General features: G+C 38.7%; 23 protein-coding genes and 1 riboswitch. Of the genes, 3 read left to right on the top strand and 20 right to left on the bottom strand.

From position 1 onward, the window contains the following. Window positions 1-38: 38 nt before the first annotated feature. Genes M2273_RS02800 through M2273_RS02790 form a run of 3 tightly spaced genes read right to left on the bottom strand, consistent with a single transcriptional unit; the run spans window position 39 to window position 1,619 of the window. Window positions 39-662 (bottom strand): RNA-binding domain-containing protein, encoded by a 624-nt coding sequence (locus tag M2273_RS02800; RefSeq protein WP_429392726.1) that lies wholly within the window; start codon window positions 660-662, stop codon window positions 39-41. A gap of 26 nt (window positions 663-688) precedes the next feature. Beyond that, a complete protein-coding gene (locus M2273_RS02795; RefSeq protein WP_429392723.1) occupies window positions 689-1,150 on the bottom strand; it encodes a GNAT family N-acetyltransferase in 462 nt (153 codons plus the stop codon). Between the two features lie 10 nt (window positions 1,151-1,160). Next, the gene (locus tag M2273_RS02790) at window positions 1,161-1,619 is read right to left on the bottom strand and encodes a DUF4442 domain-containing protein (RefSeq protein WP_429392720.1); all 459 of its coding nucleotides are present in this window, start codon (window positions 1,617-1,619) and stop codon (window positions 1,161-1,163) included. A 226-nt stretch (window positions 1,620-1,845) separates the two neighbouring features. Between M2273_RS02790 and M2273_RS02785 the strand changes: the two genes are divergently transcribed. After that, window positions 1,846-2,052: a coproporphyrinogen III oxidase gene (locus M2273_RS02785; protein ID WP_429392718.1), complete on the top strand. Its 207-nt coding sequence runs from the start codon at window positions 1,846-1,848 to the stop codon at window positions 2,050-2,052. Window positions 2,053-2,125: 73 nt separating this feature from the next. On the opposite strand, the gene M2273_RS02780 is transcribed toward M2273_RS02785, so the two are convergent. The 10 genes from M2273_RS02780 to M2273_RS02735 form a co-directional block, all read right to left on the bottom strand. Further along, entirely contained in the window at window positions 2,126-2,920 is a 795-nt protein-coding gene (locus M2273_RS02780; RefSeq protein WP_429392715.1) for an SDR family NAD(P)-dependent oxidoreductase, read from the bottom strand. Window positions 2,921-3,020: 100 nt separating this feature from the next. After that, the gene (locus M2273_RS02775) at window positions 3,021-3,740 is read right to left on the bottom strand and encodes a 3-keto-disaccharide hydrolase (protein WP_429392712.1); all 720 of its coding nucleotides are present in this window, start codon (window positions 3,738-3,740) and stop codon (window positions 3,021-3,023) included. A 222-nt stretch (window positions 3,741-3,962) separates the two neighbouring features. Then, complete coding sequence (locus M2273_RS02770; RefSeq protein ID WP_429392709.1) at window positions 3,963-5,222, bottom strand: tetratricopeptide repeat protein; 1,260 nt, start codon at window positions 5,220-5,222, stop codon at window positions 3,963-3,965. 6 nt (window positions 5,223-5,228) lie between these two features. Continuing rightward, window positions 5,229-6,311, bottom strand: a complete 1,083-nt coding sequence (locus M2273_RS02765) for a tetratricopeptide repeat protein (RefSeq protein WP_429392706.1) — start codon at window positions 6,309-6,311, stop codon at window positions 5,229-5,231. 38 nt (window positions 6,312-6,349) lie between these two features. Next, window positions 6,350-8,923: a DNA gyrase subunit A gene (gyrA, locus tag M2273_RS02760; RefSeq protein ID WP_429392704.1), complete on the bottom strand. Its 2,574-nt coding sequence runs from the start codon at window positions 8,921-8,923 to the stop codon at window positions 6,350-6,352. Window positions 8,924-9,086: 163 nt separating this feature from the next. Beyond that, window positions 9,087-9,485, bottom strand: a complete 399-nt coding sequence (locus M2273_RS02755) for a hypothetical protein (protein WP_429392702.1) — start codon at window positions 9,483-9,485, stop codon at window positions 9,087-9,089. A gap of 10 nt (window positions 9,486-9,495) precedes the next feature. After that, window positions 9,496-10,410 (bottom strand): oxygen-dependent coproporphyrinogen oxidase, encoded by a 915-nt coding sequence (hemF, locus tag M2273_RS02750; protein ID WP_429392699.1) that lies wholly within the window; start codon window positions 10,408-10,410, stop codon window positions 9,496-9,498. A gap of 692 nt (window positions 10,411-11,102) precedes the next feature. Then, window positions 11,103-12,341: an MFS transporter gene (locus tag M2273_RS02745; protein WP_429392696.1), complete on the bottom strand. Its 1,239-nt coding sequence runs from the start codon at window positions 12,339-12,341 to the stop codon at window positions 11,103-11,105. Between the two features lie 114 nt (window positions 12,342-12,455). After that, window positions 12,456-12,653 (bottom strand): cold-shock protein, encoded by a 198-nt coding sequence (locus M2273_RS02740; protein WP_429392693.1) that lies wholly within the window; start codon window positions 12,651-12,653, stop codon window positions 12,456-12,458. A 141-nt stretch (window positions 12,654-12,794) separates the two neighbouring features. After that, complete coding sequence (locus M2273_RS02735) at window positions 12,795-13,430, bottom strand: peroxiredoxin (protein ID WP_429392691.1); 636 nt, start codon at window positions 13,428-13,430, stop codon at window positions 12,795-12,797. A 152-nt stretch (window positions 13,431-13,582) separates the two neighbouring features. Here M2273_RS02735 and M2273_RS02730 point away from each other — a divergent pair, with 152 nt between their 5' ends. Then, window positions 13,583-15,367, top strand: a complete 1,785-nt coding sequence (locus M2273_RS02730) for a glycoside hydrolase family 15 protein (protein WP_429392689.1) — start codon at window positions 13,583-13,585, stop codon at window positions 15,365-15,367. A gap of 125 nt (window positions 15,368-15,492) precedes the next feature. Here the strand turns inward: M2273_RS02730 and M2273_RS02725 are convergent, their stop codons facing one another. The 7 genes from M2273_RS02725 to M2273_RS02695 all read right to left on the bottom strand — a co-directional run bounded on the left by M2273_RS02725 (window position 15,493) and on the right by M2273_RS02695 (window position 22,925). Further along, the gene (locus M2273_RS02725; RefSeq protein ID WP_429392686.1) at window positions 15,493-17,691 is read right to left on the bottom strand and encodes a bifunctional alpha,alpha-trehalose-phosphate synthase (UDP-forming)/trehalose-phosphatase; all 2,199 of its coding nucleotides are present in this window, start codon (window positions 17,689-17,691) and stop codon (window positions 15,493-15,495) included. 161 nt (window positions 17,692-17,852) lie between these two features. Beyond that, entirely contained in the window at window positions 17,853-18,332 is a 480-nt protein-coding gene (locus M2273_RS02720; protein WP_429392683.1) for a hypothetical protein, read from the bottom strand. Window positions 18,333-18,558: 226 nt separating this feature from the next. After that, window positions 18,559-19,368 (bottom strand): SDR family oxidoreductase, encoded by an 810-nt coding sequence (locus M2273_RS02715; protein WP_429392680.1) that lies wholly within the window; start codon window positions 19,366-19,368, stop codon window positions 18,559-18,561. Between the two features lie 280 nt (window positions 19,369-19,648). Beyond that, window positions 19,649-20,392, bottom strand: coding sequence for a menaquinone biosynthetic enzyme MqnA/MqnD family protein (locus M2273_RS02710; RefSeq protein WP_429392678.1), 744 nt, complete (start codon window positions 20,390-20,392; stop codon window positions 19,649-19,651). Between the two features lie 14 nt (window positions 20,393-20,406). Further along, window positions 20,407-21,027 (bottom strand): histidine phosphatase family protein, encoded by a 621-nt coding sequence (locus tag M2273_RS02705; protein WP_429392676.1) that lies wholly within the window; start codon window positions 21,025-21,027, stop codon window positions 20,407-20,409. 89 nt (window positions 21,028-21,116) lie between these two features. Continuing rightward, on the bottom strand, window positions 21,117-22,310 hold the full coding sequence (mqnE, locus tag M2273_RS02700; RefSeq protein ID WP_429392673.1) for an aminofutalosine synthase MqnE: 1,194 nt from the start codon (window positions 22,308-22,310) through the stop codon (window positions 21,117-21,119). 93 nt (window positions 22,311-22,403) lie between these two features. Beyond that, window positions 22,404-22,925: a hypothetical protein gene (locus M2273_RS02695; RefSeq protein WP_429392671.1), complete on the bottom strand. Its 522-nt coding sequence runs from the start codon at window positions 22,923-22,925 to the stop codon at window positions 22,404-22,406. Window positions 22,926-23,020: 95 nt separating this feature from the next. Here M2273_RS02695 and M2273_RS02690 point away from each other — a divergent pair, with 95 nt between their 5' ends. Then, on the top strand, window positions 23,021-24,136 hold the full coding sequence (locus M2273_RS02690) for a trans-sulfuration enzyme family protein (RefSeq protein ID WP_429392669.1): 1,116 nt from the start codon (window positions 23,021-23,023) through the stop codon (window positions 24,134-24,136). A 201-nt stretch (window positions 24,137-24,337) separates the two neighbouring features. Beyond that, window positions 24,338-24,448: riboswitch (SAM riboswitch) on the top strand. The last annotated feature ends 12 nt before the right edge of the window (window positions 24,449-24,460 follow it).

Raw genomic sequence — 24,460 nt, 5'->3', positions numbered from 1 at the left:
GAGTGCAAAAGTAATGATAAAGGCAATACAAAGGGGAATTAACAGGCTGTATAAAACTCTTCCTTTTCTGTAGTGTTGATGCGGATCAGACCGGATAGTATCAGATCAACCAGGATTCGCTGGGCACGGCGACGGCCTACTTTAAGCAGTTCACTTACCTCTTTAATGGTTATACGTGTGTTTGTTTCAAGATATTGCAGCAGTAGTTTTTCATTATCTGAATACGATATTAAAACCCCCTTATCGTCGGCAGAGCGCTTGAGTACCTCTAAAACAATCTTACTGGCTAATACACTTTTGTCTTTCACTCGCACGTAGGCCCACCATTTTCCATCATCGGCTAATGCATAATGTGGCTTGATCACGCTGGGTTGTGTATCAACAACAAGCACCAGCTTATCATCTACATAAACCTCTTCAAAAACAGGTTCAAGAGCTGGTCTGGCAAAAAGATGCGCGGCTTTGGTGATCATATAGCGCTCTTCATCTTCAGATTTTACACCTTTAATAGTACCATCATCAGCAACACCTATCAATAGCCGGCCACCCTTATTATTAGCAAATGACACCATGGTACGGGCAATTTTTTCGCAGCTGGTAATTGTTTTTTTAAAGTCGAGTGTTACACCCTCGCCCTCAAAAATTAGTTTTTTGATATTCATTTTAGCTCTATTATCCCTTAAACCAATTACTGAGGCTTAATATAGGGATTAAATATTTCCATCCATCTTTCAGGACGGGTTATTTCTTTAAAACCGAACTGATTGTACAAGCCCTGTGCATCAGCAGTTGCCAATGACCATCGTCTTAAGCCCTCCAGATCGGGATGATTAACTATGGTTTGTACCAACCATTTTGATAAGCCTTTTTTCCTGAAACCAGGTAAAATGAATACATCACAGAGGTAAGCAAAAGTAGCATTGTCAGTTACCACTCGTGCAAACCCAGCCTGGTTGCTTTGCTGGTAAACCCCAAAACACAAGGAATTTGCTATTGCCTTTTCCAATTTTTTGCGTGGAATGCCCTGAGCCCAGTAAGAATCGTCATTTAAATAATTATATATAACGTCAACATTAAGCAAATTTTTATCAGTTGATATTTGAAAGCCCTTTTTAATAAAGGCATCATCGTTCATAAGTACAGTAGTCATTAAAATAAAATTATAAACTTGTATCAGTAAAATTCAAATTGCGCAAGTATATTTCGTTCATTACAGATACGCATATTTCGCCATCTTTATTATAAATATCAATAGGGTGGTGGGCCATATATTTCCCCCCGGTATTTAACACCGATTCTGCGTTAGTAATATCTTCATCGGTTAAATTGATTTTAAAGTGAAGATCAGACAAACCTGGTTTTAAATAATGTATGGATGATGATTTTGACCATACCTTTAATTTATATCCTTTTTTGCTAAGTACCTGGTGAAATAACACAGGATAAAAAGGATCTGCAGCTGCAAAAATGGTTCCACCAAAAATAGAATTATTGTAGTTTTTGTTTAAAAAACTCCTTTTGATCTTAACATGTACACCCTTAAATCCTTTGTCAACTTTTACTACCCAAATACGCTGCAAAAAGAGGGGAGGGTAGAAGCGCATTGCCCACTTTAACATTCGTTCAGATACTACCATAGTTCTTAAATATCTGAAATTTATAAGAAAGTAATAGTATTTGTTGCGTAAAATTAGCATGTCTATTTCCAGATCGCTTTTTTTACGATACGTACTTATAAAGAGTTATTTACTTAATAAAAAAATTTAACCTAAACAATATGCCCGATGTATGGTTAATAGTATGTTTAACAATACATTGACAATTAATCTCTAACAACTAACAACTATGAAAAAGCAAATTTTGGGTTTTGCCCTTGTCGCGGCAATGATAGGTACAATGGCAACAAGCTGTAGCTCTTCAAAAACAGCAAGCAGTGGGTCTGACAGTACTAAAGTAGATTCAGCCTCAGCTACAACCCCAACTACCACACCTGCAAGTACTGATACTACTAAAAAGGACACAACAAAAACCGATACTACTAAAAAACCATAAGTGGTTTATAGTGCTACATAAAAAAGCCCGGGTCAATCTTGATCCGGGCTTTTTTAGTTTTTTTGCTAAATATTTAAAAAGCTGTTTTAATAACACCGCCATCGGCCCTTAAAGCCGCACCGTTGGTAGCTGAAGATAGCGGACTTGCCACATAAGTTACCAAATTTGCAATTTCATCAGGTGTTATAAACCTTTTGATTATTGAAGTTGAGCGCATAGTGTTAAAAAATTCTTTCTCCATTTCCGCATCGCTCAGGCCTTTATCTTTTGCCAAAGCTTTCATAAAATCGCCAACGCCTTCAGAAAATGTTGGACCAGGCAATACCGAGTTTACCGTAACCCCAGTACTTACAGTAAGCTCTGCCAAACCACGTGCTATGGCTATTTGCGCGGTTTTGGTCATGCCATAGTGTATCATTTCGGCGGGTATCTGTAATCCTGATTCGCTTGAAATGAAAATAATACGGCCCCAGTTTTTCTTTAACATTTTATCAAGGTAGGCACGAGACAGCTTTACACCGCTTAAAACATTAACCTCATAAAACCTAATCCAGTCATCATCAGTAATATCCCTGAACTCCTTAGGTTCAAAAATACCGATATTGTTCACTAATATATCAACCTCGGGTAATTGCTTAATTAAGCTTTCTACTTGTTGTTTGTCCGAAAAATCAGCCGCAATACCATTAATGTTGGCATTACCGGTTTCGGTTTTTAGTTTTTGAACGACTGTATCAATTTTATTTTTATCCCGGCCATTTATATATAATTCCACGCCTTCATTAGCTAATGATTTAGCTATAGCATAGCCAATGCCTGCGGTTGAACCGGTTACTAATGCAGTTTTACCACTAAGTTTAAGATCCATATTATTTATTTTAAGAATTTATTGGGTTGTTAAACACAAGTGTAATGCCGTTTTATACAACTTTCAGTTTTAGCTTTAAAAGATGTTATTACAGTGACCGTTATAGCAACCTGATTTTAATGTTTCTCCATTCGCTTGATCCGGGATGTTGTTGTAAAGCTATTTTACCTTTAGCCACCTTTGCAAAATTACTGAACGCCGGGTTTTTAAATTTGCTGGTTGCAACAAGCTTATTCCAGTCATCGCTGCCTATTTGTCCTTCATAAGTTTTTATTCCGTTAAGCCAAAAGGTTAAGTGCCCTTTATTTTGTATCAGCTTAACCTGGTTCCATTCGCCCACAGGTTTAGGTTTTGATACGGTTGAATCACCAGCCATATCATATAAACAGCCAGCGAGGTGATTCTGCTTTTTATTATCTTCAGCATCTTTATTATCTAATACCTGCATTTCTGGACCTGTAAGGTAGGTTGCATTAAATTTGGGATCTTCCTGTATATCAAAAATAATTCCGCTGTTTCCACCCTTGGAAATTTTCCATTGCAGACTAAGCTCGTAATTTTCATACGCTTCGTTGGTAACAATGTCTCCGCCGCCTTCTTTTGGCTGAGACGGGTCAAAAACTATAGCTTCATCTTTTACTTGCCATTTAGAGCCTACTGTATCTCTTAGATAAGTATGCCAGCCTTTGGTTGTTTTACCATCAAACAGTAATTTCCAGCCTTCTTTTTTTTCTTTTTTAGTAAGTGTGTTTGGTGCTTGCGCTTTGCTAACACTAACTAACAGCGAAAGTCCTGTTAAAATAATTAATAACTTTTTCATCGATTTTAGATTTGGATGTTCTAATGTAAAGAAAATAGCACTAAACTGTGCTAAAACGATATCAAATGAGTTAAAACTGTTACAAAGATTATTTCAGGTGAAAAATAAAGGTTTTTATTAGCCAGTAAAGTACAGCATATATTAATTCTCATAATTAAAATTATGTTAAGTAGTTGTTTTTAAAGAGAGGGGCTTTTTGAAAAGCCCCTCTCTTTTTATCTCTTATTGCGCGTTTAGAGCATCAATTTTTTTCTTAGTTGCATCAGCGTTCACATTATCTTTTTTACCTAAGTAATAAGTTCTAAGATTTGTTAATGCATCTGGCGATTTTGGATTTAACTCCACAGCTTTTAGTAGATATGGTTTAGCCAGGTCAAATTGTGCATTGGCTTTGGCTATTGCCGCATCATATTCCTTTTGTTTATTGGCTGGTAATTTATTAGCTGCATTGTAAGAATCAATTGCCGGGTTAAGAATTACGTAGCCTAAATTTAAATTGGCTTCAAAATAATTAGGATCAATTTCTAAAGCTTTTTTATACATATCAGCAGCTTTGGTGTAATTGTCAACTTTTTGTTGCTGCAATGTGTTTTTTGCTGCTGCATCTTTAGCTTTAGCTTGCTCTTTTATAATAGCTTCGGCAGTTTGCGAATAAGTTAAACCTGCATAATAATACAGTGTTTTGTTTTTAGGATCAGCAGCCAAAGCGGTTTGTATCTTTTGAGCTACTTCTTTTTCTTTACCTGTTTGCAGACTTATCTCGATCTCTCTTTTACGCAAATCTGAATTTGAAGGATATTTTACAATACCATCACTAACTGCTTTAAGTGCACCTGTTGTATCCTTACTGGCTAAATACAGTGATGACAAGTCCATATAAACACTTGCATTTTTTGAGTATTTAGTGGTAACCAATTTATTATAGTTGGTTATAGCCGCCGGATAATTTTTAGAATTTGCCGCCGCCAAACCTGTATAGTAAATGGCATTGGTATCCTCAGGTAAAACGGTACGATAATAATCAAATGATTGATACGCGAGGTCATATTTACCTGCGGAATATTCTGCAACACCTTTCGTTAACTGGTACTGCGCCATGTTTAAATAGGCATTGCTAATCAGTTGTTTATTTTCACCTTTAGTATCAAGCTCTTTAGCCTTTTTCAATGATTCTTCGGCAGTAGTAAACAATGGCAATGAAGTAGCCGATACAGTATCCTGAACCGCAAGTGATGAGTAAATAGCTCCTTTTAAAGCAAAAGTTTGCGGAAGCGCGGCTGTTTTTTCGTTAGCTGAGGCCTTGTCAATTGAAGTTTTGGCGGTAGCAAGACTTTTAACAGCAACTGCTAAAGTGGCCTTTGAATTTCTTAGTCCTTCGTAGTTGTCATACTCACTTTTTGCAGTACTTAATTCACCTTTTTGTGCAAACGTTGTTGCTGAAACTAAGCCTAACAGGCCTGCCATCAAAAGTTTGATTTTCATGATTTATTAGTTGGTTATCTGTTTTAATTTATTATTTACTTTGTCTAATTGATCTTTATTGCCGGTTTTAGCGTAAGCCAGCTGTAATGCTTTTAATCCCTGTACATTATTAGGCGATATTTCAGATGCTTTTTCAAGCCATTGTATAGCACGCCCAATATTTCTGTCATCATTGCCCTCCTGCCCTGCTGCACTCTGTTTTAGATAAAGTAACCCTAAATTAAAAACGGGGTCATAGGCTGAGCTGTTTAATTCAATTGTACGTAAATAAAGCGACTCGGCTTTATCATATTTATTTAAATGATCGTAACAATTCGCAGCAACAAATGCAATATCGGCGTTATTTGCATTAATGTCAAGTAAAGGGCCAATTAATGGCTCCAGGGCCTTATAATTTTTTTGGTTATTGTAAATATTGGCTTCGTCAAGTAACAGAAATCTATCGGCCGGCAATAATTTTCTTCCTTTTTGAAGTATTTGCAGGGCCTTTGAAGTGTCACCTAATGATTTGTAAATACTTGAGGCCGTTTCAATATATTCGGTACGTGTACTATCAACGGCTAATAAATTACTATAATATTTAGCCGCATCTACCAAATTACCCGCCTTATTGTTTGAATAGGCTATATAATCAGTAATGGGTTTAAAATTTGGAGCGTATTTGCGCGCATTTTCAAATGATTGCCTGGCATTGGTAAAGTCTGAATTATTGGTAAACTCAAATCCTTTTCTTATGTAAACGTTAGCTAAACAACGTTTTGCGTAATCAATTTCTGCCTGAAATTTATAGATCTTTTTATTGGCCGATAGTTTATCAACCAAAGTTGAGGTTTCTGCCAGCAAGGTTGCCGGCTGCCCCAGTTTGTTTAACGAGTCAACATATAAGATACTTGCATTAACCAGTGCGCGATAAGTGTTCTTTTCTACGTCAGCAGTATCTGATCTGGTAATAATTAAGCTATCTGCAGATTTTTTTGCCGCGCTTAAATATTTCAAATCATTTTTTTGCTTGTAAAAAGCCAGATCATTAACTACAACCTTTAATGCCTCGCTTTGAGCGAAAGCAAAGGTTGTAGTAATAAATGGCATTAAAACCGATAGGATAATTTTACGGCACTGCATATTAGTTATTCAGTTGTTTCGTCAGTAGTTGAGTCGTCGCCATTGTTTGTTGCTTCATCGTTATCGGCAACGTTATTTTCGGCATTTTCATCAAGTTCCTTTTCTTCATCCTCGTCATGCTCAATTTTTGCAACTGATGCAATCTCGTCATTATTTTTAAGTGTTATTAACCTAACACCTTGTGTAGCCCTGCCCATAGTTCTTAGTTCGCTTATGGCTATACGTATAATAATGCCCGATTTGTTGATGATCATCAGGTCCTCTTTATCAGTAACACCTTTTATGGCAACAAGGTTTCCGGTTTTTTCAGTAATATTTAAAGTTTTTACACCTTTACCACCACGATTGGTTACCCTGTAGTCATCAATGTCGGTACGTTTGCCGTATCCTTTTTCTGATACTACTAAAACAGTTGTTTCTGAATCGTCAATACTGATCATACCAACTACCTCGTCGTTTTCACCATCAAGGGTTATACCACGAACACCAGTAGCGGTACGTCCCATTGGTCTAACTGTTGATTCATTAAAGCGTATGGCCCTACCTGATTTAAGCGCCATTACAATTTCACTTGTGCCGCTTGTTAAGTTTGCTTCCAGTAATGAATCACCTTCGTTAATGTTGATGGCGTTGATACCGTTGGCACGCGGGCGTGAATAGGCTTCGAGTGAGGTTTTCTTGATAGTACCTTTTTTGGTACACATGATGATGAAGTTATTCTCCAGATAATCTTTATCCTTCAGGCTAATCAGCTTGATGTAAGCCTTGATGTTTTCCTCCTTAGGGATATTGATAATGTTCTGAATGGCACGCCCTTTTGAAGTACGTGTTCCTTCCGGAATTTCAAATACCCTGAGCCAGTAACATTGTCCCGACTCGGTAAAGAACAGCATGTAGTTGTGATTTGATGCAACCAGCAAATGCTCAATAAAATCGGCATCTCGGCTGTTGCTGCCTATGGAACCCTTACCCCCCCTGCCCTGACGGCGATATTCCGTTAACGGTGTACGTTTTATATAACCCTCACGAGATATGGTGATCACTACATCCTCATCCTCAATAAAGTCCTCAGTCTGCATTTCGGCTGATGAGTGCACCATTTCTGTTCTGCGCTCATCACCATATTTCTCTTTAATTTCTAACAGCTCATCTTTAATGATCTGCATCCTTAAGCCTTCATCATTTAAAATTGATTTTAAATATTCAATCAACTTCATTAGTTCGGCATATTCATCTTTGATCTTATCGCGTTCAAGTCCGGTTAACCTACGCAGGGTCATATCCAGTATAGCGCGGGCTTGTATATCGCTCAAACCAAACTGGGCTATTAATCCCTCCCTCGCTTCATCTGGTGTTTGTGATGCACGTATCAAACGGATCACTTCATCCAGGTGATCTAAAGCGATCAATAAACCTTCTAAGATGTGGGCACGTTTTTCGGCTTCAGCCAATTCAAATTTGGTACGGCGTACAACAACATCATGCCTGTGCTCAACAAAATGATGAATCAGATCCCTCAGGTTAAGCATCATTGGGCGGCCATTAACCAACGCAATGTTATTTACACTGAATGATGTTTGCAGCGCGGTGTATTTAAACAGGTTGTTTAATACGATAGCGGCATTGGCCTCCCGTTTAATTTCGTAAACTACACGGATACCTTCCCTGCTCGATTCATCACGAATAGCAGAAATACCTTCCAGCTTTTTATCATTAACCAGTTCGGCTGTACGCTCAATCATCAGGGCCTTGTTTACCTGGTAAGGTACTTCAGTTACAATAATGCGTTCCCTGTCGCTGCCATGTATTTCAATTTCGGCTCTTGCACGGATCACTACCCTGCCCCTGCCAGTTTCCAATGCCTCGCGCGGGCCTTCAAACCCATAGATGATACCACCAGTAGGAAAATCAGGTCCTTTTACATATTTCATTAACTCGGCAACCTCTATATGGCGGTTATCAATCAATGCTATAGTAGCGTCAATTACCTCCGAAAGATTGTGTGGCGCCATATTAGTGGCCATACCTACCGCTATACCCGATGCTCCGTTAACCAGCAGGTTAGGGAATTTTGCAGGTAAAACCGTTGGTTCCTGTAAAGAATCGTCAAAGTTTAATTGGAAGTCGATGGTATCTTTATTGATATCGGCAAGCATCTCTTCGGCCAGTTTTTGCAAACGGGCCTCTGTATAACGCATCGCTGCCGGTTCATCACCATCAATTGAACCGTAGTTACCCTGGCCTTCAACCAGCAGATAACGCAAGCTCCATTCCTGGGCCATACGCACCATAGTATCATAAACGGATTTATCGCCATGCGGGTGGTACTTACCCATTACCTCCCCTACAATACGGGCAGATTTTTTGTATGGTTTGTTATTATTTAAACCCAGATCGAGCATCCCGTATAAAACACGTCTGTGTACGGGTTTTAGTCCATCGCGGACGTCAGGCAATGCTCTGGAAACGATCACCGACATTGAATAATCAATGTAAGCGGATCGCATTTCCTCGTCAATATTTATCGAAATTATTCTGTCTTCTTTGTGTGAATTATCGTTTTCTGTTCCTTCGGCCATTTTTATTAATTTGTGGAATCTTCTCTTATAATTGCGCGTTAAAAAGTGTTTTTTAAACGACCTGCGAAGTTAAGAAAATAGTTGATTATTGTGCCATTCTTGGCAAGAATAAACGCATTCATTTATACACATCAGCCTATTTGTTAACGTTCCGGGCGGTACGTTATTTTACTTTTACCCAATGATCTTCAATCTTATTACCATTTGGCAAAGTAGCCCTCAGTTTAAGCGTATCATTACTAACTATGTAGGTGTATTTTACTGTTTTACCTAATAATTTTGAAGGTTGGCTGCAATAGGTTTGTGTTTCAAAACAAGTATCAGCAATTAGTTTGTAATCACCTTTTTCATAAACAAAGTTCTTCTGCCCTTTTTCAATTACCAGTGCCTGGTAATGCAATTCGTCATAGGTGCGTTGTAATTTATAGGTGGTTGATACGCTGTCAGTTTTACCATTGAGCAGGCCTCCCCTATATTCCCATACACCATTAAGCGGACTTTTATTGTTGATAAATGAGCATAAAAAAGCTGCAGACAAAAAAGGGAAAATAATCTTTTTCATAGGTTTTGTATTAAGCCCAGTTAATACCTTTTTTAAGTAAGGACAAGGTCCTTTCTTCTTCACTACCCGCTGTTGCCTGGTAATTATAAAGCCATTTGGCTGTGGGCGGCAAACTCATTAGTATAGATTCAATACGGCCATTGGTTTCCAGGCCAAATTTGGTTCCGGCATCATATACCAGGTTAAATTCGGTGTAACGGCTTCGGCGTTGGTATTGCCATTGTTGTTGTTCTTCGGTAAACGGTGTGTGGCGGTTACGCTCAACCAGCTCCGTATACAAAGGAATAAATGAACGGCCCAATGCTTTTGAAAATTCAAAAATTGTATCCCAGGATAGTTCATCATTAGCGGTGAGCCGGTCATAAAATATGCCGCCTATACCGCGGGTTTCATTACGATGTTTGATATAAAAATAATCATCGGCCCATAATTTAAACCGGTGATAAAAATCGTGATAATAAGCATCGCACACCGATTTAATGCTACTGTGAAAGTATTGAGCATCGGCATCAATAATGTAATGAGGTGTAAGATCAATGCCACCGCCAAACCACCTTAATGGTTGCTGGTTGCCACCAAATGATGATGGCATTTCAAAATACCTGATGTTCATGTGGATGATGGGTACCATAGGATGGTTGGGGTGGATCACTATGGATACGCCTGTAGCAAAAAAATCTTCCTCATTTACCTGCAATGCCCGTTTCATGTTTTCGGGCAGTTGACCGTGTACAGCAGAAAAGTTTACGCCTCCCTTTTCAAATATATTGCCATTTTGAATGATACGGGTACGACCACCGCCACCACCTTCGCGCTCCCATTTTTCTTCTTCAAACCTACCTTTCCCATCAGTTATCTCAAGCGCTGCACATATTTCATCCTGTATTTGCTGATAATCGATAGTTATTTGTTCTTTGCTTATCATATAATGTAAAAGTAGTTTTTTAGTATCAAGTAGCGAATATCAAGTATCAAGATTTTTATAAGCAATAAATGTACTGCGCTGTTCAAAGTCAGAGATTGAGACGCACAGGACAATATTTCTCTAGTTAATTAAATACCATAAATAAAACAAATGGGAGAAGGGTTGAAAAAAAAGCGAAAATTATCACCATAGTTGCACCTGTATCATTACTTATATTGAATAAGGAATGTTTAGATGAAATGATTGACTCGTAGCGCCTTTATGTTATATAGGCATACTTATATATCTGCATGATAGCCAATCCTATAATAAGAAATGGCAGTAATGAATAATCAAATTTCACTTCTTTTGACATAAGAAATTGAATTACCTTCCCTATGCTAATTAACCAAAACATCGTAAATAACCCTATGGCATATACAGATCTTTCTATTGGGCTACTCCAGCTAAGCTTATCTTTATTTTCTGTAAACCAATAAGTAAAATAGTAAAATAAAAAATCTAAACCTTTCATCTTTATTAATTATTCACTAAAAAATTTGGTTTTGTTGATTATGGATTAATCATAAAATTATTGAATTGCAACAACGATAAAACTAATAAGCTATTGATTTTGTCAGGTACCAAATCAATAATTCAGTAAATCGATAACTCAACTGTAAGATATCAATTCACTAATTCAATAATTAAACCTAACTTATCTCCATATAATTCAAATCCTTGCCAAAAGTTTCCTTTAGTTGACTTAATGACAGTAATGCAATGAGTGTAAGTATACCCATCATAATATAACCGCTGGAAATAACGCCGTAATTAACTTTAAAAGCGTTAAACGCAATTGTTATAGGAATAAGTGACCCACGTACAAAATTTGGAACAGTGGTGGTTACCGTTGAGCGGATGTTGGTACCAAACTGTTCCGAAGCGATAGTAACAAAAGTAGCCCAATAGCCAACAGTGCAGCCCATAAAAAAACTAAGCCACGCAAAACCTGTTGGGGTAATACCATGATTGCTAAGATAAAAATATACGCTTACTACCGATAATAACAAAAATACCGCCATGGTTAATTTTCTCGACTTAGTTATTTGAGCAAGCAAACCTGCAAAAATGTCACCAATAGCTATACCTATATAGCTGTAAAAAATGCCGTCGCCGGGTTTTATAATGGTTTTTGCACCCAATGCTATTCCAAACTGGTCAGAAAAACTAATCAATACACCCACCACATACCATAATGGCGCACCTATCAATATACAGAAAATGTACTTTTTAAACCTGCCCCAGTTATTGAAAAGCATAAAGAAATTTCCCTTCGAAACTTTACTTTGCTCCATGTTCTTAAACATTCCTGATTCAAAAGTGCCGATCCTTAGCAGCAGTAAAAGAATGCCCAGTCCACCACCTACAAAATAAGCATTCCGCCAGCCAAATTTTGCAACCATATAAGCTGCAGTAGCACCAAATAAGCCAATAACTGCAACTATCATGGTGCCATAGCCTCTTTTTTCTTTACTCAAAGTTTCACTAACCAGTGTAATGCCGGCGCCCAATTCGCCCGCAAGGCCAAGGCCCGCAATAAATCTGACTAAGGCATAAGTATTAACATCATGTACCAATCCATTGGCAAAATTGGCTATGGAGTACAATAAGATTGAGCCAAAAAGCACTTTAATGCGCCCAAGTTTATCGCCTATAACACCCCATAAAATACCGCCAAGCAGCAAGCCAAACATTTGAACGCTGATAATAAACTGCCCTTTAGATGTTATTTCCTGATCTGTTAAACCTATATCTTTTAGACTGCTTATACGTACAATTGAAAAAACAAGCAGATCATAGATATCCACAAAATAACCAAGCGAGGCAACAATAACAAGAAAAATAACGTTTCGGGTTGCTTTGGCAGAAGTAGCTGTATCGAGTGTCATAGTTTTTTTATAGGCGTTTGAACGGCTAAAGTAGCAGAATTATATATAATCAAAAATTTAAACACAAAAAAAACCCCTGTTTATGCAGAGGTTTTTGTTAAGAACATCGGTTAACTATACTTTTTTTACGTTTACTGCTTGTAATCCTTTTCTGCCTTCTTCCACTTCGTATGTAACGTCATCATTATCTTTAATGGCATTTACGCCGCCCTGTACGTCTTTGAAGTGTACAAAAAGATCTTTACCATCATCGGTAACAATAAAGCCATAACCTTTTTGTGTGTTAAACCATTTTACTTTTCCAGTTTTCATAATTATAATTATCGTATTAAAAAATTCGTGTTAAGATTAAAAACTAAAGCCAAACTGAAAATAAAATGGTTTTAATAATCAGAAGGAATAGATAAGCCCACCTTTTTCAAATATATAAAATAATTAATAAACCAAATAAAATTATTTATTTGGTTGCGGAGTTATCCTTAAATAGGGTTTTATGGCTTTATAACCCTTTGGAAATTTGGCAGGGATATCCTCAGTTGCTATTGCCGGCACTACAACTACGTCCTCTCCATCCTTCCAATCAGCGGGAGTTGCCACACCATAATTAGCTGTTAATTGCAACGAATCAATCACCCTTAATATCTCCTGAAAGTTACGCCCTGTTGATGCCGGGTAAGTAATGATCAGCTTAACGGCTTTATCAGGCCCGATGATAAATAATGATCGCACGGTAGCATTTACCGATGCATTTGGGTGAATCATATCATAAGCTTCAGAAATTTTGCGATCCTCATCGGCTATGATCGGGAAGTTTACCTCTACCCCTTGCGTTTCGTTTATATCATTGATCCACCCGACATGTGATTCAACCGAATCAACACTTAAGGCCAGTATTTTAACATTGCGTTTGGTGAATTCATCTTTTAAAGCAGCTGTTTTACCAAGCTCAGTGGTACAAACCGGTGTATAATCGCCGGGATGCGAAAAAAGCACGCCCCAGCTATCGCCAAGGTATTCATAAAAATCAATTTCACCTGCTGATGTTTTTGCTTTAAAATTGGGGGCTTTGTCGCCTAATCGTAAACTCATGATGATGTGGTTTTATATATAATAAATGACTACTAAGTTAATATACATTGTTTGATAATTCAAAATTTAACAAAAATTATAGTACAATTTACGCCAACATTACAGAGGGTTTATTGTTGAACTCTTGATTAAGTACAAATTCTAATAAATTAATGGATAGACATACCTACGAAACCGGAATAATTGGGAACTGTGCCTTTATGGCTCATATAAATAAAAATACAAATGTAGATTGGCTTTGCTGGCCAAGATTTGACAGTACCTTCATTTTTGGAGGCCTGTTGGATAGAAAGAAAGGTGGAGAATTTTCCATTTTGCCAGAGGGTGAATATACTTCAGAGCAACACTACCTTGAAAATACCAATGTTTTAATAACAGAAATAAGCCCCAAAAGTGGCGGTAAATACCGTATTACTGATTTTGCACCGCGTTTTTACCAGCATCAGCGCTATTATAAGCCACTAATGCTAATCAGGAAGATCGAAGCCATTGAGGGCTCACCAAGGATCATTGTTAAATGCGAGCCGGTATCTGAATATGGGGCCGTAAAACTGGATGTAAACCGCGGCAGCAATCATATACAATACCTGGGTGGCGAAGAAAGCATGAGGCTAACTACCAATATACCTATAAGTTATGTATTCGATGAACAACCTTTTGTACTAAACGAAAGTAAATACCTGGCCCTAACCTATGGCGAACCGTTGGAGGCCGCATTGATCAGTACATCTGACCGGTTTTTATCAGAAACCATTCAATACTGGCGCACCTGGATCAAGCACTCTTCTATTGCTACTTATTATCAACCTTTTGTGATCCGTTCAGGACTGGCTTTAAAAATACACCAGTTTGAAGATACCGGGGCTATTATAGCCGCAAGTACCACCAGTTTGCCTGAGTCGCCGGGAAGCGGTCGTAACTGGGATTACCGGTATTGCTGGCTGCGCGATACCTACTATGTGATAACTGCCTTGAACCACATTGGGCATTTTGAAGAAATGGAAAAGTATTTTGGCTATGTTACTGATATCTCCTTTTCTGAAGATGACCGGTACCAGCCGCTTTATGGTATTACAGGCAAGAAAAATCTTGTTGAAAAAATTCTGACAGATCTGGATGGTTACCTGGGCAACCAGCCGGTACGTATTGGTAACCAGGCTTACGAGCATATACAAAACGATATTTACGGCCAGGTAATGATATCCCTGCTCCCATTATATACCGACCACCGCTTTGTTTTTTCTGAAAGAAAAGATTCTGTAAAATGGATCGAGTTCCTGTTGAAAAAAATTGAGCATACCATTGATGAAAAAGATGCCGGGATATGGGAGTTCAGAAATACGGCCAACGTACATTGCTACAGCAACCTGTTTCAATGGGCAGGTGCATCTGCAGCCGAAAAAATGGCTCGTACCATTGAAAATCAAGAACTTGTTGATAGAGCTATAGCTGTAAAAGAACTCGCCGCTGCCCATATTGAAAGTTGTTATGACCCGGTAAGGAAAGTTTATACTAATTCGGCGGGTAGCTCTAATTTGGATGCCAGTACGCTGCAGCTTATTATGATGAACTATCTTGATCCTACATCACAAAGGGCAAAGGATCATTTAATTGCATTAGAGAAAGAGCTAAGGACACCTAACGGATTATTTTACAGATATTTATATACCGATGATTTTGGTAAACCTAAAACCACTTTCCTGATCTGCGCATTTTGGTATGTGGAGGCATTAGCCAGTGTTGGCCGACTGGATGATGCACAGCGGGAATTTGCAAATCTATTGCAATATTCAAATCACCTGTTATTGTTCAGTGAAGATGTTGATGAAGAAACAGGCAGTCAATGGGGTAATTTTCCACAGGCTTACAGCCATGTTGGTTTAATGAATGCCGCCTACCGGATAGCTATTAAATTAGACAGGCCGATATTTTTGTAATATTAATAGAGAGTGAGCAGAAATCTTATATACACAGTCGGCAGAATTTGCAAATCGTATAAGATTTCTCCTCACTCTCCCCCTTTACTCAATCCCTCTCTTGAGTTCGTCGAAATGACATTATTTTACACCGCTTCTACTGGCGTATGCTTAGTGAAACTTGTAAGCAACCTGCGTACTTCGATAGGGTTACGCAAGTAAAACTTAGCCGCCGATAAGTTACTGCCAACTTTTATGGTTATCGCACTATCAGGCAGGGCTTTAAAGATATCCTCATCAGTATAATCATCGCCAAAGGCAATAATAAAGTCGTAGTCCTTACCCTCAGTTAGTGTTAAAGCAGCTTTGCCTTTATTAATATCCATGTTCTTTACCTCCAGTACCTTATCCCCCGCAAGCAGTTGTAAACCTTTATCGCTGGCCAGGTACTTCAGGTTATTCATCAGTTCGCTTGCCCTAAGCTCGCCTAAGCCATTTTGAGCTTTACGGTAATGCCAAACCAACGAATAGGTTTTCTCTTCGATAAATGAACCCGGAGTACGGTCTACATAAGTTTCCAGAATAGGATAAATATCATGTTTCCATTGATCAGACAGCCCGGAGATCTTATGCCAGGAGGTGTTATGTTTTTTAAACCAGGAACCATGTTCGGCAATAAGGTACATATCCATATTGTCGAACCAATCGTCAAGGTTTTCGTGTTTACGACCGCTTATCAATACCACCTGATTGGCTGGATCCTCTATCAGTTTATTAATAATGGCATAAAGCTCCTTGTCCGGACTGGCCAGCTCAATCTCCGATTTAAAGTTTACCAGCGTACCATCATAATCTAAAAAGATGATCCTCTTTTTAGTTTTAATATAACGGTTTATGATGGATTGCTCTGTAGCAAAGCTCACGTGCCGCGCCTGCATGGAGCGCTGCATTAATTTTACCTCTTTCAAGCGGTCCATGAAAATTTTAACCCAGTGCGTAATATTAAATTTTGCTACCAATTGGCGCATGGGCTTCATTCTTCTTTGCTGCTCTTCCAGCGGCATGTGAATAGCTTGCAGTATGGCCCTGCAAACTTCGCCTGTATTATTAGGGTTAACAATTATAGCATCAATTAATTCTTTAGATGAACCAGCCATTTCACTCATTATCAATACACCATCATCATTTATTCTACTGGCTACATACTCCTTGCTCACCAGGTTCATACCATCGCGCATCGGTGTTACCAGGCACACATCGGCTGTGTAATACAACGCCGACAGCATCTCAATAGGAAAAGAACGATAGTAATAATGTATAGGGGTCCAGTCCATTGTTCGGTATATGGAATTGATATTACCTACCTTTTTATCAATCTCATCGCGCAGGTGTGCATACTGCGGAACGGTATCGCGCGAGGGCACAACTATCATATACAATGCTATTTTTTCAATACAATCGGGGCATAACTGGAGCATAAGCTCAAAGGCTTGCAAGCGTTGCAATATCCCTTTACTGTAATCAAGCCTGTCTATCGACAGGATTAATTTATTGCCTTTAAAATTATTTCTGATCAGTTCAATTTGTTCCTTAACATCATCCTGAAGCGGTAAAGTAGCGTATTTTTTTTCGTCTATTCCCATCGGGAACGACTCTATCACAATGGAGCGTTCATCCATAGTAATGATGTTTGACGATGAAGTCACCGGCAAAATGCGCGTTGTTGCACCTAAAAAGTGGCGAACATCATCAAACGTATGGAAGCCGATTAGGTCGGCACCAAGCATTCCTTCCAGCAATTCAGACCTCCAGGGGATCAGCCTGAACATTTCGTGCGATGGAAATGGTATATGCAGAAAAAAACCAATGGAAACATCCGGCAATTCATTCCTTACTAATCCCGGTAAAAGCAGTAATTGATAATCGTGGATCCAAATAATATCACCAGGCTCGGCAACACTTAATATAATATCTCTGAATTTTTGATTTACAGTTATATAATAATCCCAGTTTGATTGCTTATAAGTAGCATATGTGGAGGCATAATAGTGAAAAACCGGCCATAATACTTCGTTCGAAAACCCTTCATAATATTGGTTAATCTCTTCCTGATCAAGAAATACGGGAATAAGACTTAAGTCTTTTAGCTGATGGCTTATCTGGTCTTTATCATGCTGATCGGTAATTTCAATCCCGGGCCACCCTATCCACACATTATCACCTTGTTTATATATTGAACCTAAGCCTGTAGCTAAACCTCCTTCACTTGGCGATAAAACGTATTCATCATCTGTTTTTGAAATTTTTACTGGCAATCGGTTTGATACAATTATGGTCTTGGACATTTTTGTTACTTTATATTATACATTTAACTATAATAATAAAGGCATAAACAGTCAAGTTGTTTGCCAAATAGTGATAATAAACACAAATTTGACACTTCTAATAAACAAAAAAAAGCCATCTGCTTGTAACAGATGGCTTTTAATTATAAAAAGCTTTGGAATTATTTTACTTGTTGAAAAAATTCAAGGTTAGCTTGTTGTGTGATCCTTACCAATACTTCATGAGCATCATTTTTAAGATCAACAAAGTATGATGTAGGGTCAATGTTATCATTTAATTCAGTATTAGCCTGATAAACAATTACTTCACCAACTTCATAACCTTTATAGTCTTTAGCAATTTGTTTTAAAGTTTTAGCAGGGATAGCTTTAGCATCAACTCTTTGAGTTACACCTAAAAACTCACCGTTAAGATTGTAGAAAGCTGTTTTTTTAACGCCATCAACTGTAAAGGTAGCTTTTTGGCAATTTTTAGTTACTGTCCAGTTAACATCTTTTGCATCAGCAAAGTCAACTGTAAAACCATGTAAGGCAACGTAAGAAACATTAGTTCCTCCGTCTACTCTTTTACCACCATCGGCAGCAAAAACATTAACACTTAATAAAGCGGCAATTGCGGTTGTTAATAATATCTTTTTCATGTTCGTTTAAATTTTAAATCCATAACAAAAGTATGGTAAGATTGTCAATGTGACAAATAAAATTTAACTTTTATGAATATTTTATAATTATATATGTTTTTTGATAAAAATTTTAAATTTTTGCAATCTACTTAGTGTATAATTTACAATATCTAAATTTAAAACGATACAAAAAAATCGGTTTGCAGTCTGCTAAACCGATTTTTCATAAAATTTCTCCCTTGATTTAACCATTATCTGCGAAGCCGGGATACAACGTCATGCCGCCATCCATAAAAATAGTGGTTCCGGTAATATAATCGGCCTCATCAGATGCCAGCCAGGTAGCCAGTTTACCAATATCATCTGGCTTACCGATCCGGTTATATGGTATAAGCGTCAGCAGTTTATCTAAAGCTTCGGGAGTATCCCAGGCTGCTTTATTGATTGGGGTTTGTATGGCACCGGGCCCAATAGATACTACCCTTATTTTATGTGGCGCCAGTTCCTGCGCAATACTTTTCATAAACATATTGATGCCACCTTTACTGGCCGCGTAATTTACATGGCCCGCCCAGGGAATCACCTCATGCACACTGCTCATACAGATGATCTTACCTGCTGCGCGGCTCCGGTCCTCAACCACTCCTCTGCGTATAAACTCCTTTGCCGCTTCGCGCGAGCACAAAAACTGACCGGTAAGGTTAATGCTGATCACCGTATTCCAATCCTCCAGTGTCATATCAACAAAGCTGGAATCCTTTTGCAAACCAGCGTTATTTACCAAAATATCAATGGTGCCATAACGCTCAAACATTTGCGCAAACATGGCTTTTACCTGCTCTTCCTGACTTACATCTGCCTGAACTGCAAATGCTTCGCCACCCGAAGATTTTATTTCGTTCACAGTAGCTTCGGCAGCATCGTGGTTATGGGCATAATTGATAACAAGCCTGGCTCCGGCACCAGCCAGTGCCATGGCTACACCTTTGCCAATACCGCTATCGGCACCTGTAACCAAAGCCGCTTGTCCTTTTAATGATGGGGATGAGTTCATTTTTAACAGATTTAAATGTTTTAATATAACCAATGTATTTTATACAATATGGTTTTAAAATATTAAAATATGTCTGAACCTAAATGTAATTGTCTGAACCAGGATTAAGCAGATTTATAAGATTTTGGGATTTTATATGCATTTTTAAAAATCTGAGTAATCCTTTAATCTGTTTAATCCCGATTCAGACAAAATAAACATCAAAAAAAAGACGCATGTAATGCGTCTCTATTAAATCATGATAATCCCTTAATCCGCTTAATCCCGGTTCAGACAAAATTTACAGCGCTCTTATATAATCCAAAAACATATAAAGCGCTTTTTTCTTATCATCAGTCAACTCAAAATCGATCTTGTGCATCAGGTAATCTTTAATATCAAAATCATTGCGCATCGGTAGTTCTTCAAAAAGTTGGGCACGATGGTTTAAGCCATATTTCAATGCAGCGTTAAACTCATCCATAAAATCCTGCGGAATAGGCTTGTTGGCTATCCAACCGGCGAACATAAATGGAAGACCGGTAAATTTTTGCCATTCTTCGGCCAGATCATACGCAAACTCGTATTTATTTTTTTTACCGAAGGTACGGTCACCAATTTGTACAAAAGCGGTGTTGGCATCGGTTGATTGAGCATAGTCTGCTGCATCCTTCATCAGCTCGGGCTTTACCTCCCAGTAGTTTTTCAGTAAAACGCGGGCCAGGTTATTTGATGAACGCGATTGCGGGTCAAGCTGCAGGTATTTTACATCTTTGATATCGCAATTACTGAATACAAAAACTGAATTTACCGCGCCAACTGCACCAATACAGTATTCAGAAACAATTTCCCATTGCGGCAGGCTCAGAGTAGCGGCTACGGGGATCAGCCCGATATCAACCACATTGTCAATTAGTTTTTGAGCACAGTCTGACGGCATATCAAGGCTCAATTCAATTTTATCTAATATTCCACTATGCTGGATGCCGTATATAAAGGGTTTGGTGTTGGTATAGCTTACAGCTGATATTCTTATCTTATTCACAGAAATACTCTCTTTCAGGATTGTTTTAAATGTTCGGCATTATTAAAATCGGCGATCTCGAATTTTTCGCCGTCATATAGTACTTTGTACAGAACCAGGTTTTGGTGCGGAAAGGCTTCCATTTCAGTAAGGGACCTATTGGTTAATATACAAAGCAATAAGCGCATGGCGCGGCCATGCATACATATTAATACAGTTTTTTCGTCGGGATGGCTCATGATCACATCAAGCGCTTCGCGCTCACGGACCTCTACCTCGTTAGGACTCTCACCTCCTTCAAATTTACTGTCTAAACGGCCATCAAGCCAATCGCGCATAATTTGTAAAAAGGCTGCTTTATTTTGTGTAGTACTTGGTTGCCCTTCATGTATACCCCATGCCAGCTCATCAAGACCGGGCAATTTTTGGTATGGGATCCCCAGGTCAATAAATGATTGAACACTTTGCTGTGTGCGTTTTAGGGCTGATATGTATATTTTATCAAAAGATACAGTTTTGTAGAATTCAAAAAACTGGCGGGCCTGTTTACGACCTTCATCATTTAAATCAGTATCCATTCCACGCCCCTGCACAATGCCTTGTCTGTTAAGCTCAGTTTGGCCGTGACGTACTATATATAAGGTTTTTTGTATCATTCTTTTTTTAAGCCTAAAGCTAAAAGCCGAGGGCTTAAAGTTTTATTTGCTTTATTTATTACTTGCCACTCCCACTCTTAAGCTTTCAGCTAATTGATTACAGGCAATTTATAATATTGCGGTTTACTTTCTTCTGGAAATTCAAAATCAGTAAAATCGGTAACCACGTTATATAAAGTATCGCGCTCAATAGGTTGCCTGCCTACATGTTTTATCAGCTCAACTAACTGTTTGGTGCTCATACCGGGGTGCTGCTCTTCTGCGCCGGCCATAGAATATATTTTGGTAGTATCATCAAGTGTACCATCAATATCATCCACACCAAAGTTTAAAGATAGTTGTGCTGTGGTACGACTGATCATGGCCCAATAGGCTTTAATATGATCAAAATTATCAAGGTAGATACGCGCAATGGCATAATTCCGAAGATCCTCAACCACCGTAGATTCGGGCACATGCGACATTTGGTTATCCTGATTACGGAATTTTAGCGGGATAAAGGTTTGGAAACCACCTGTTTTATCCTGCAACTGGCGTAAACGCTCCATATGATCAACCCGGTGCCAGTATTTTTCAATATGGCCGTATAGCATGGTAGCATTTGAACGACCGCCCAGTTTGTGCCACTCTTCATGTATGGCCAGCCATTGATCGCCGGTACATTTATCTTTTGAAATAAGATCGCGTACTTCGGGGTGAAATATCTCGGCGCCACCACCTGGGATTGATTGCAAGCCCGCTTCCATCATGAGTCGCATGCCGGTAGCGTAATCAATTTTAGCCTTTTTAAATATGTAATGATATTCAACAGGTGTTAGAGCCTTGATATGTAATTCGGGACGATGGGCACGGATGCGACTAAAAAGTTCCTGGTAAAAAGGCACGTCGTATTGTGGTAAAACACCACCTACAATATGTACTTCGGTAACAGGTTCGCCATCGTATTTAGTAACCATGTTGAACATTTCGTCCATGGTATATTCCCAACCTTCTGATTTTTGTTTAAGCAAACGTGAATACGAACAAAATTTGCAATCGTAAACACAAAGATTGGTAGGCTCTATATGGAAATTACGATTGAAATATGTTTTATGACCATGCCGTTTTTCGCGGATGTAATTTGCTAAAACTCCCAGATAGCCCAGGTCGCCCTGCTCGTACAGCACCACGCCCTCATCAAAGGTAATGCGCTGGTTGTTCAGTACTTTTTCGGCAATGTGCTTTAAATCAGCGGATAGATCCGGATTTTGTAATAATAACTGTAAATTACCTTCAGCTTCCATGAAAAAAACTTTGGGCAAATGTACTAAAAAGCATAAAACTATGCTTAGTAAGATGATTCATTGCTTAAATGAAGGGAAGTAATGACATTGAGTTTACAGTGCGGTAATGGCGGTTATACTTATGCCGTTAAAACAATCATCCTGGCATCCTTTAGGTACAAAACCGCAATTTGATATCATGCCATTGTTTCTTGCCTCAAAATATATATCGTTGGCTTTTTTATCAGCTTTGAGCCAAACGGTTTTGGCTTTTTGGTAAACGTCATCTAAGGTCAGCAGTTCAGCTCCCTGATTAGTATGTGTATTTAAGCTAGCTAAGTCCTCATGCCAGCGTGCTGTAGTATCTTTATTATTGGTACCGTCTCTGCGTATTTGGATTGCAATAAAATCGCGGGAAATAATTTTTCCATTGCTTACCCCAATTTTAGTTTCAGAAGCATAACCGAAAACAGAGCCCTGATTTTGTGTATAGCTATATGAATTATGTACACTGGCCTTGTAATCAGTCCACGCTTTATAGCTTTTGTTATAATCGCTTTTGTTGGCGATATCTTCTTTTTTGCAGCTTGTTGCCGAAAACAAAATGATAATAGTAAACAGATACAGTTTTTTCATAAGGTTGGTTTTTATATCTATTCGTAAAAAATTGCATAAACGCTACAGCAAAAACTAAATAATCTTATTTAATTTGGCCGGATATCTAATACAGAATGAAAACTGAAACTATAGCTATACACGCCGGAAATAAAAAAGATGAATCATCAAGAGCTGTAATACAGCCCATTATACTATCAACTACTTTTGAACGAGGTATTGAAGGTGATTTTCCGGGTGGGCATATCTATAGCCGGTCATCGAACCCAAATCGCGAATCGCTCGAAAATGTGCTGGCTAAATTAGAGGGTGGTGCTGATGCGGCCTCTTTTTCATCGGGCAATGCGGCAGGTATGTCAGTATTTCAGTCGCTGCCGCCGGGTACGCATATTATTGCCCCCGATGATATGTACCATGGTTTGCGTAACCAGCTCAAAAACCTGTTTGCAGGTATTTTAACTTTTGATTTTATTGATGTTAATGATACCGAAGTATTAGAACAGCATATTAAACCCGAAACCGGGTTAATATGGATAGAAACCCCATCAAACCCCCTGCTTAAAGTAACCGATATTAAAAAGATAGTAGCCATTGCCAAAGCTAAAGGCATTAAAGTAGCTTGTGATAATACCTTTGCCACACCAATTTGCCAGCAACCACTTGCTTTGGGTGCCGACCTGGTGATGCATTCAGCAACCAAATACTTTGGCGGGCATAGTGACCTGATGGGCGGCGCATTAATTACTTCCGAAAAAAGCGATTGGTGGGCAAAAATTCGCCAGGTGCAGGAAATGGGCGGTGCTATCCCCTCTCCAATGGATTGCTACATGTTGGTACGCAGCATCAAAACCCTGCCTTATCGTGTTAAGGGCCATGTACATAATGCACAGCTATTAGCTGAGTTTTTAGAGCAACACGCTGGTGTTGAGCGGGTGATGTATCCCGGTCTACCCTCGCATCCGCAACATGAAGTTGCCAAGGCACAAATGTTGGCTTTTGGTGGCATGTTATCATTTATTGTTAAAGGCGATGAAGAATATACCCGTATGGTAATAAATAAACTGCGGCTCTTTACCAGGGCTACCAGCCTTGGCGGTGTAGAGAGCCTGATAGAGCATCGTGCTACTGTTGAAGGCCCGGATACTAAAACGCCACGCAACTTGTTACGGGTATCTGTTGGGTTGGAGCATATTGATGATCTGATAGCTGATTTGGATCAGGCACTTCTATAAGCCGAAAGCAAAAAGCTGAGGGCTTAAAGCGAGTTCATCCACTTCAAAAAAAAGCTTTGTGCTTTTGGCTTTAAGCTTTCAGCCCTATCCTTTTATCTAAAAGAAAAATTTAATTTGGTATTTAAATAAATATCCTCTTATCTTTGAAACAATATTTGGTAGCAATACCATTGATCAATTCTCCGCATTAGTTCGGGTTTTGGTTTATAAAGAAGCGGCGAGAGATCAGGCTCAATGACCCGCTGGCAACCCTCCAAAATTGGAGAAGGTGCCAATTCCTGTCCCGGAAAATAACCCCGGGGAATATAAATTTATAACCATGAA

The sequence above is a fragment of the Mucilaginibacter lappiensis genome (assembly GCF_050433765.1).
Lineage (GTDB): Bacteria > Bacteroidota > Bacteroidia > Sphingobacteriales > Sphingobacteriaceae > Mucilaginibacter > Mucilaginibacter lappiensis_A.
This window is presented reverse-complemented; position numbering and strand designations above follow the sequence as displayed.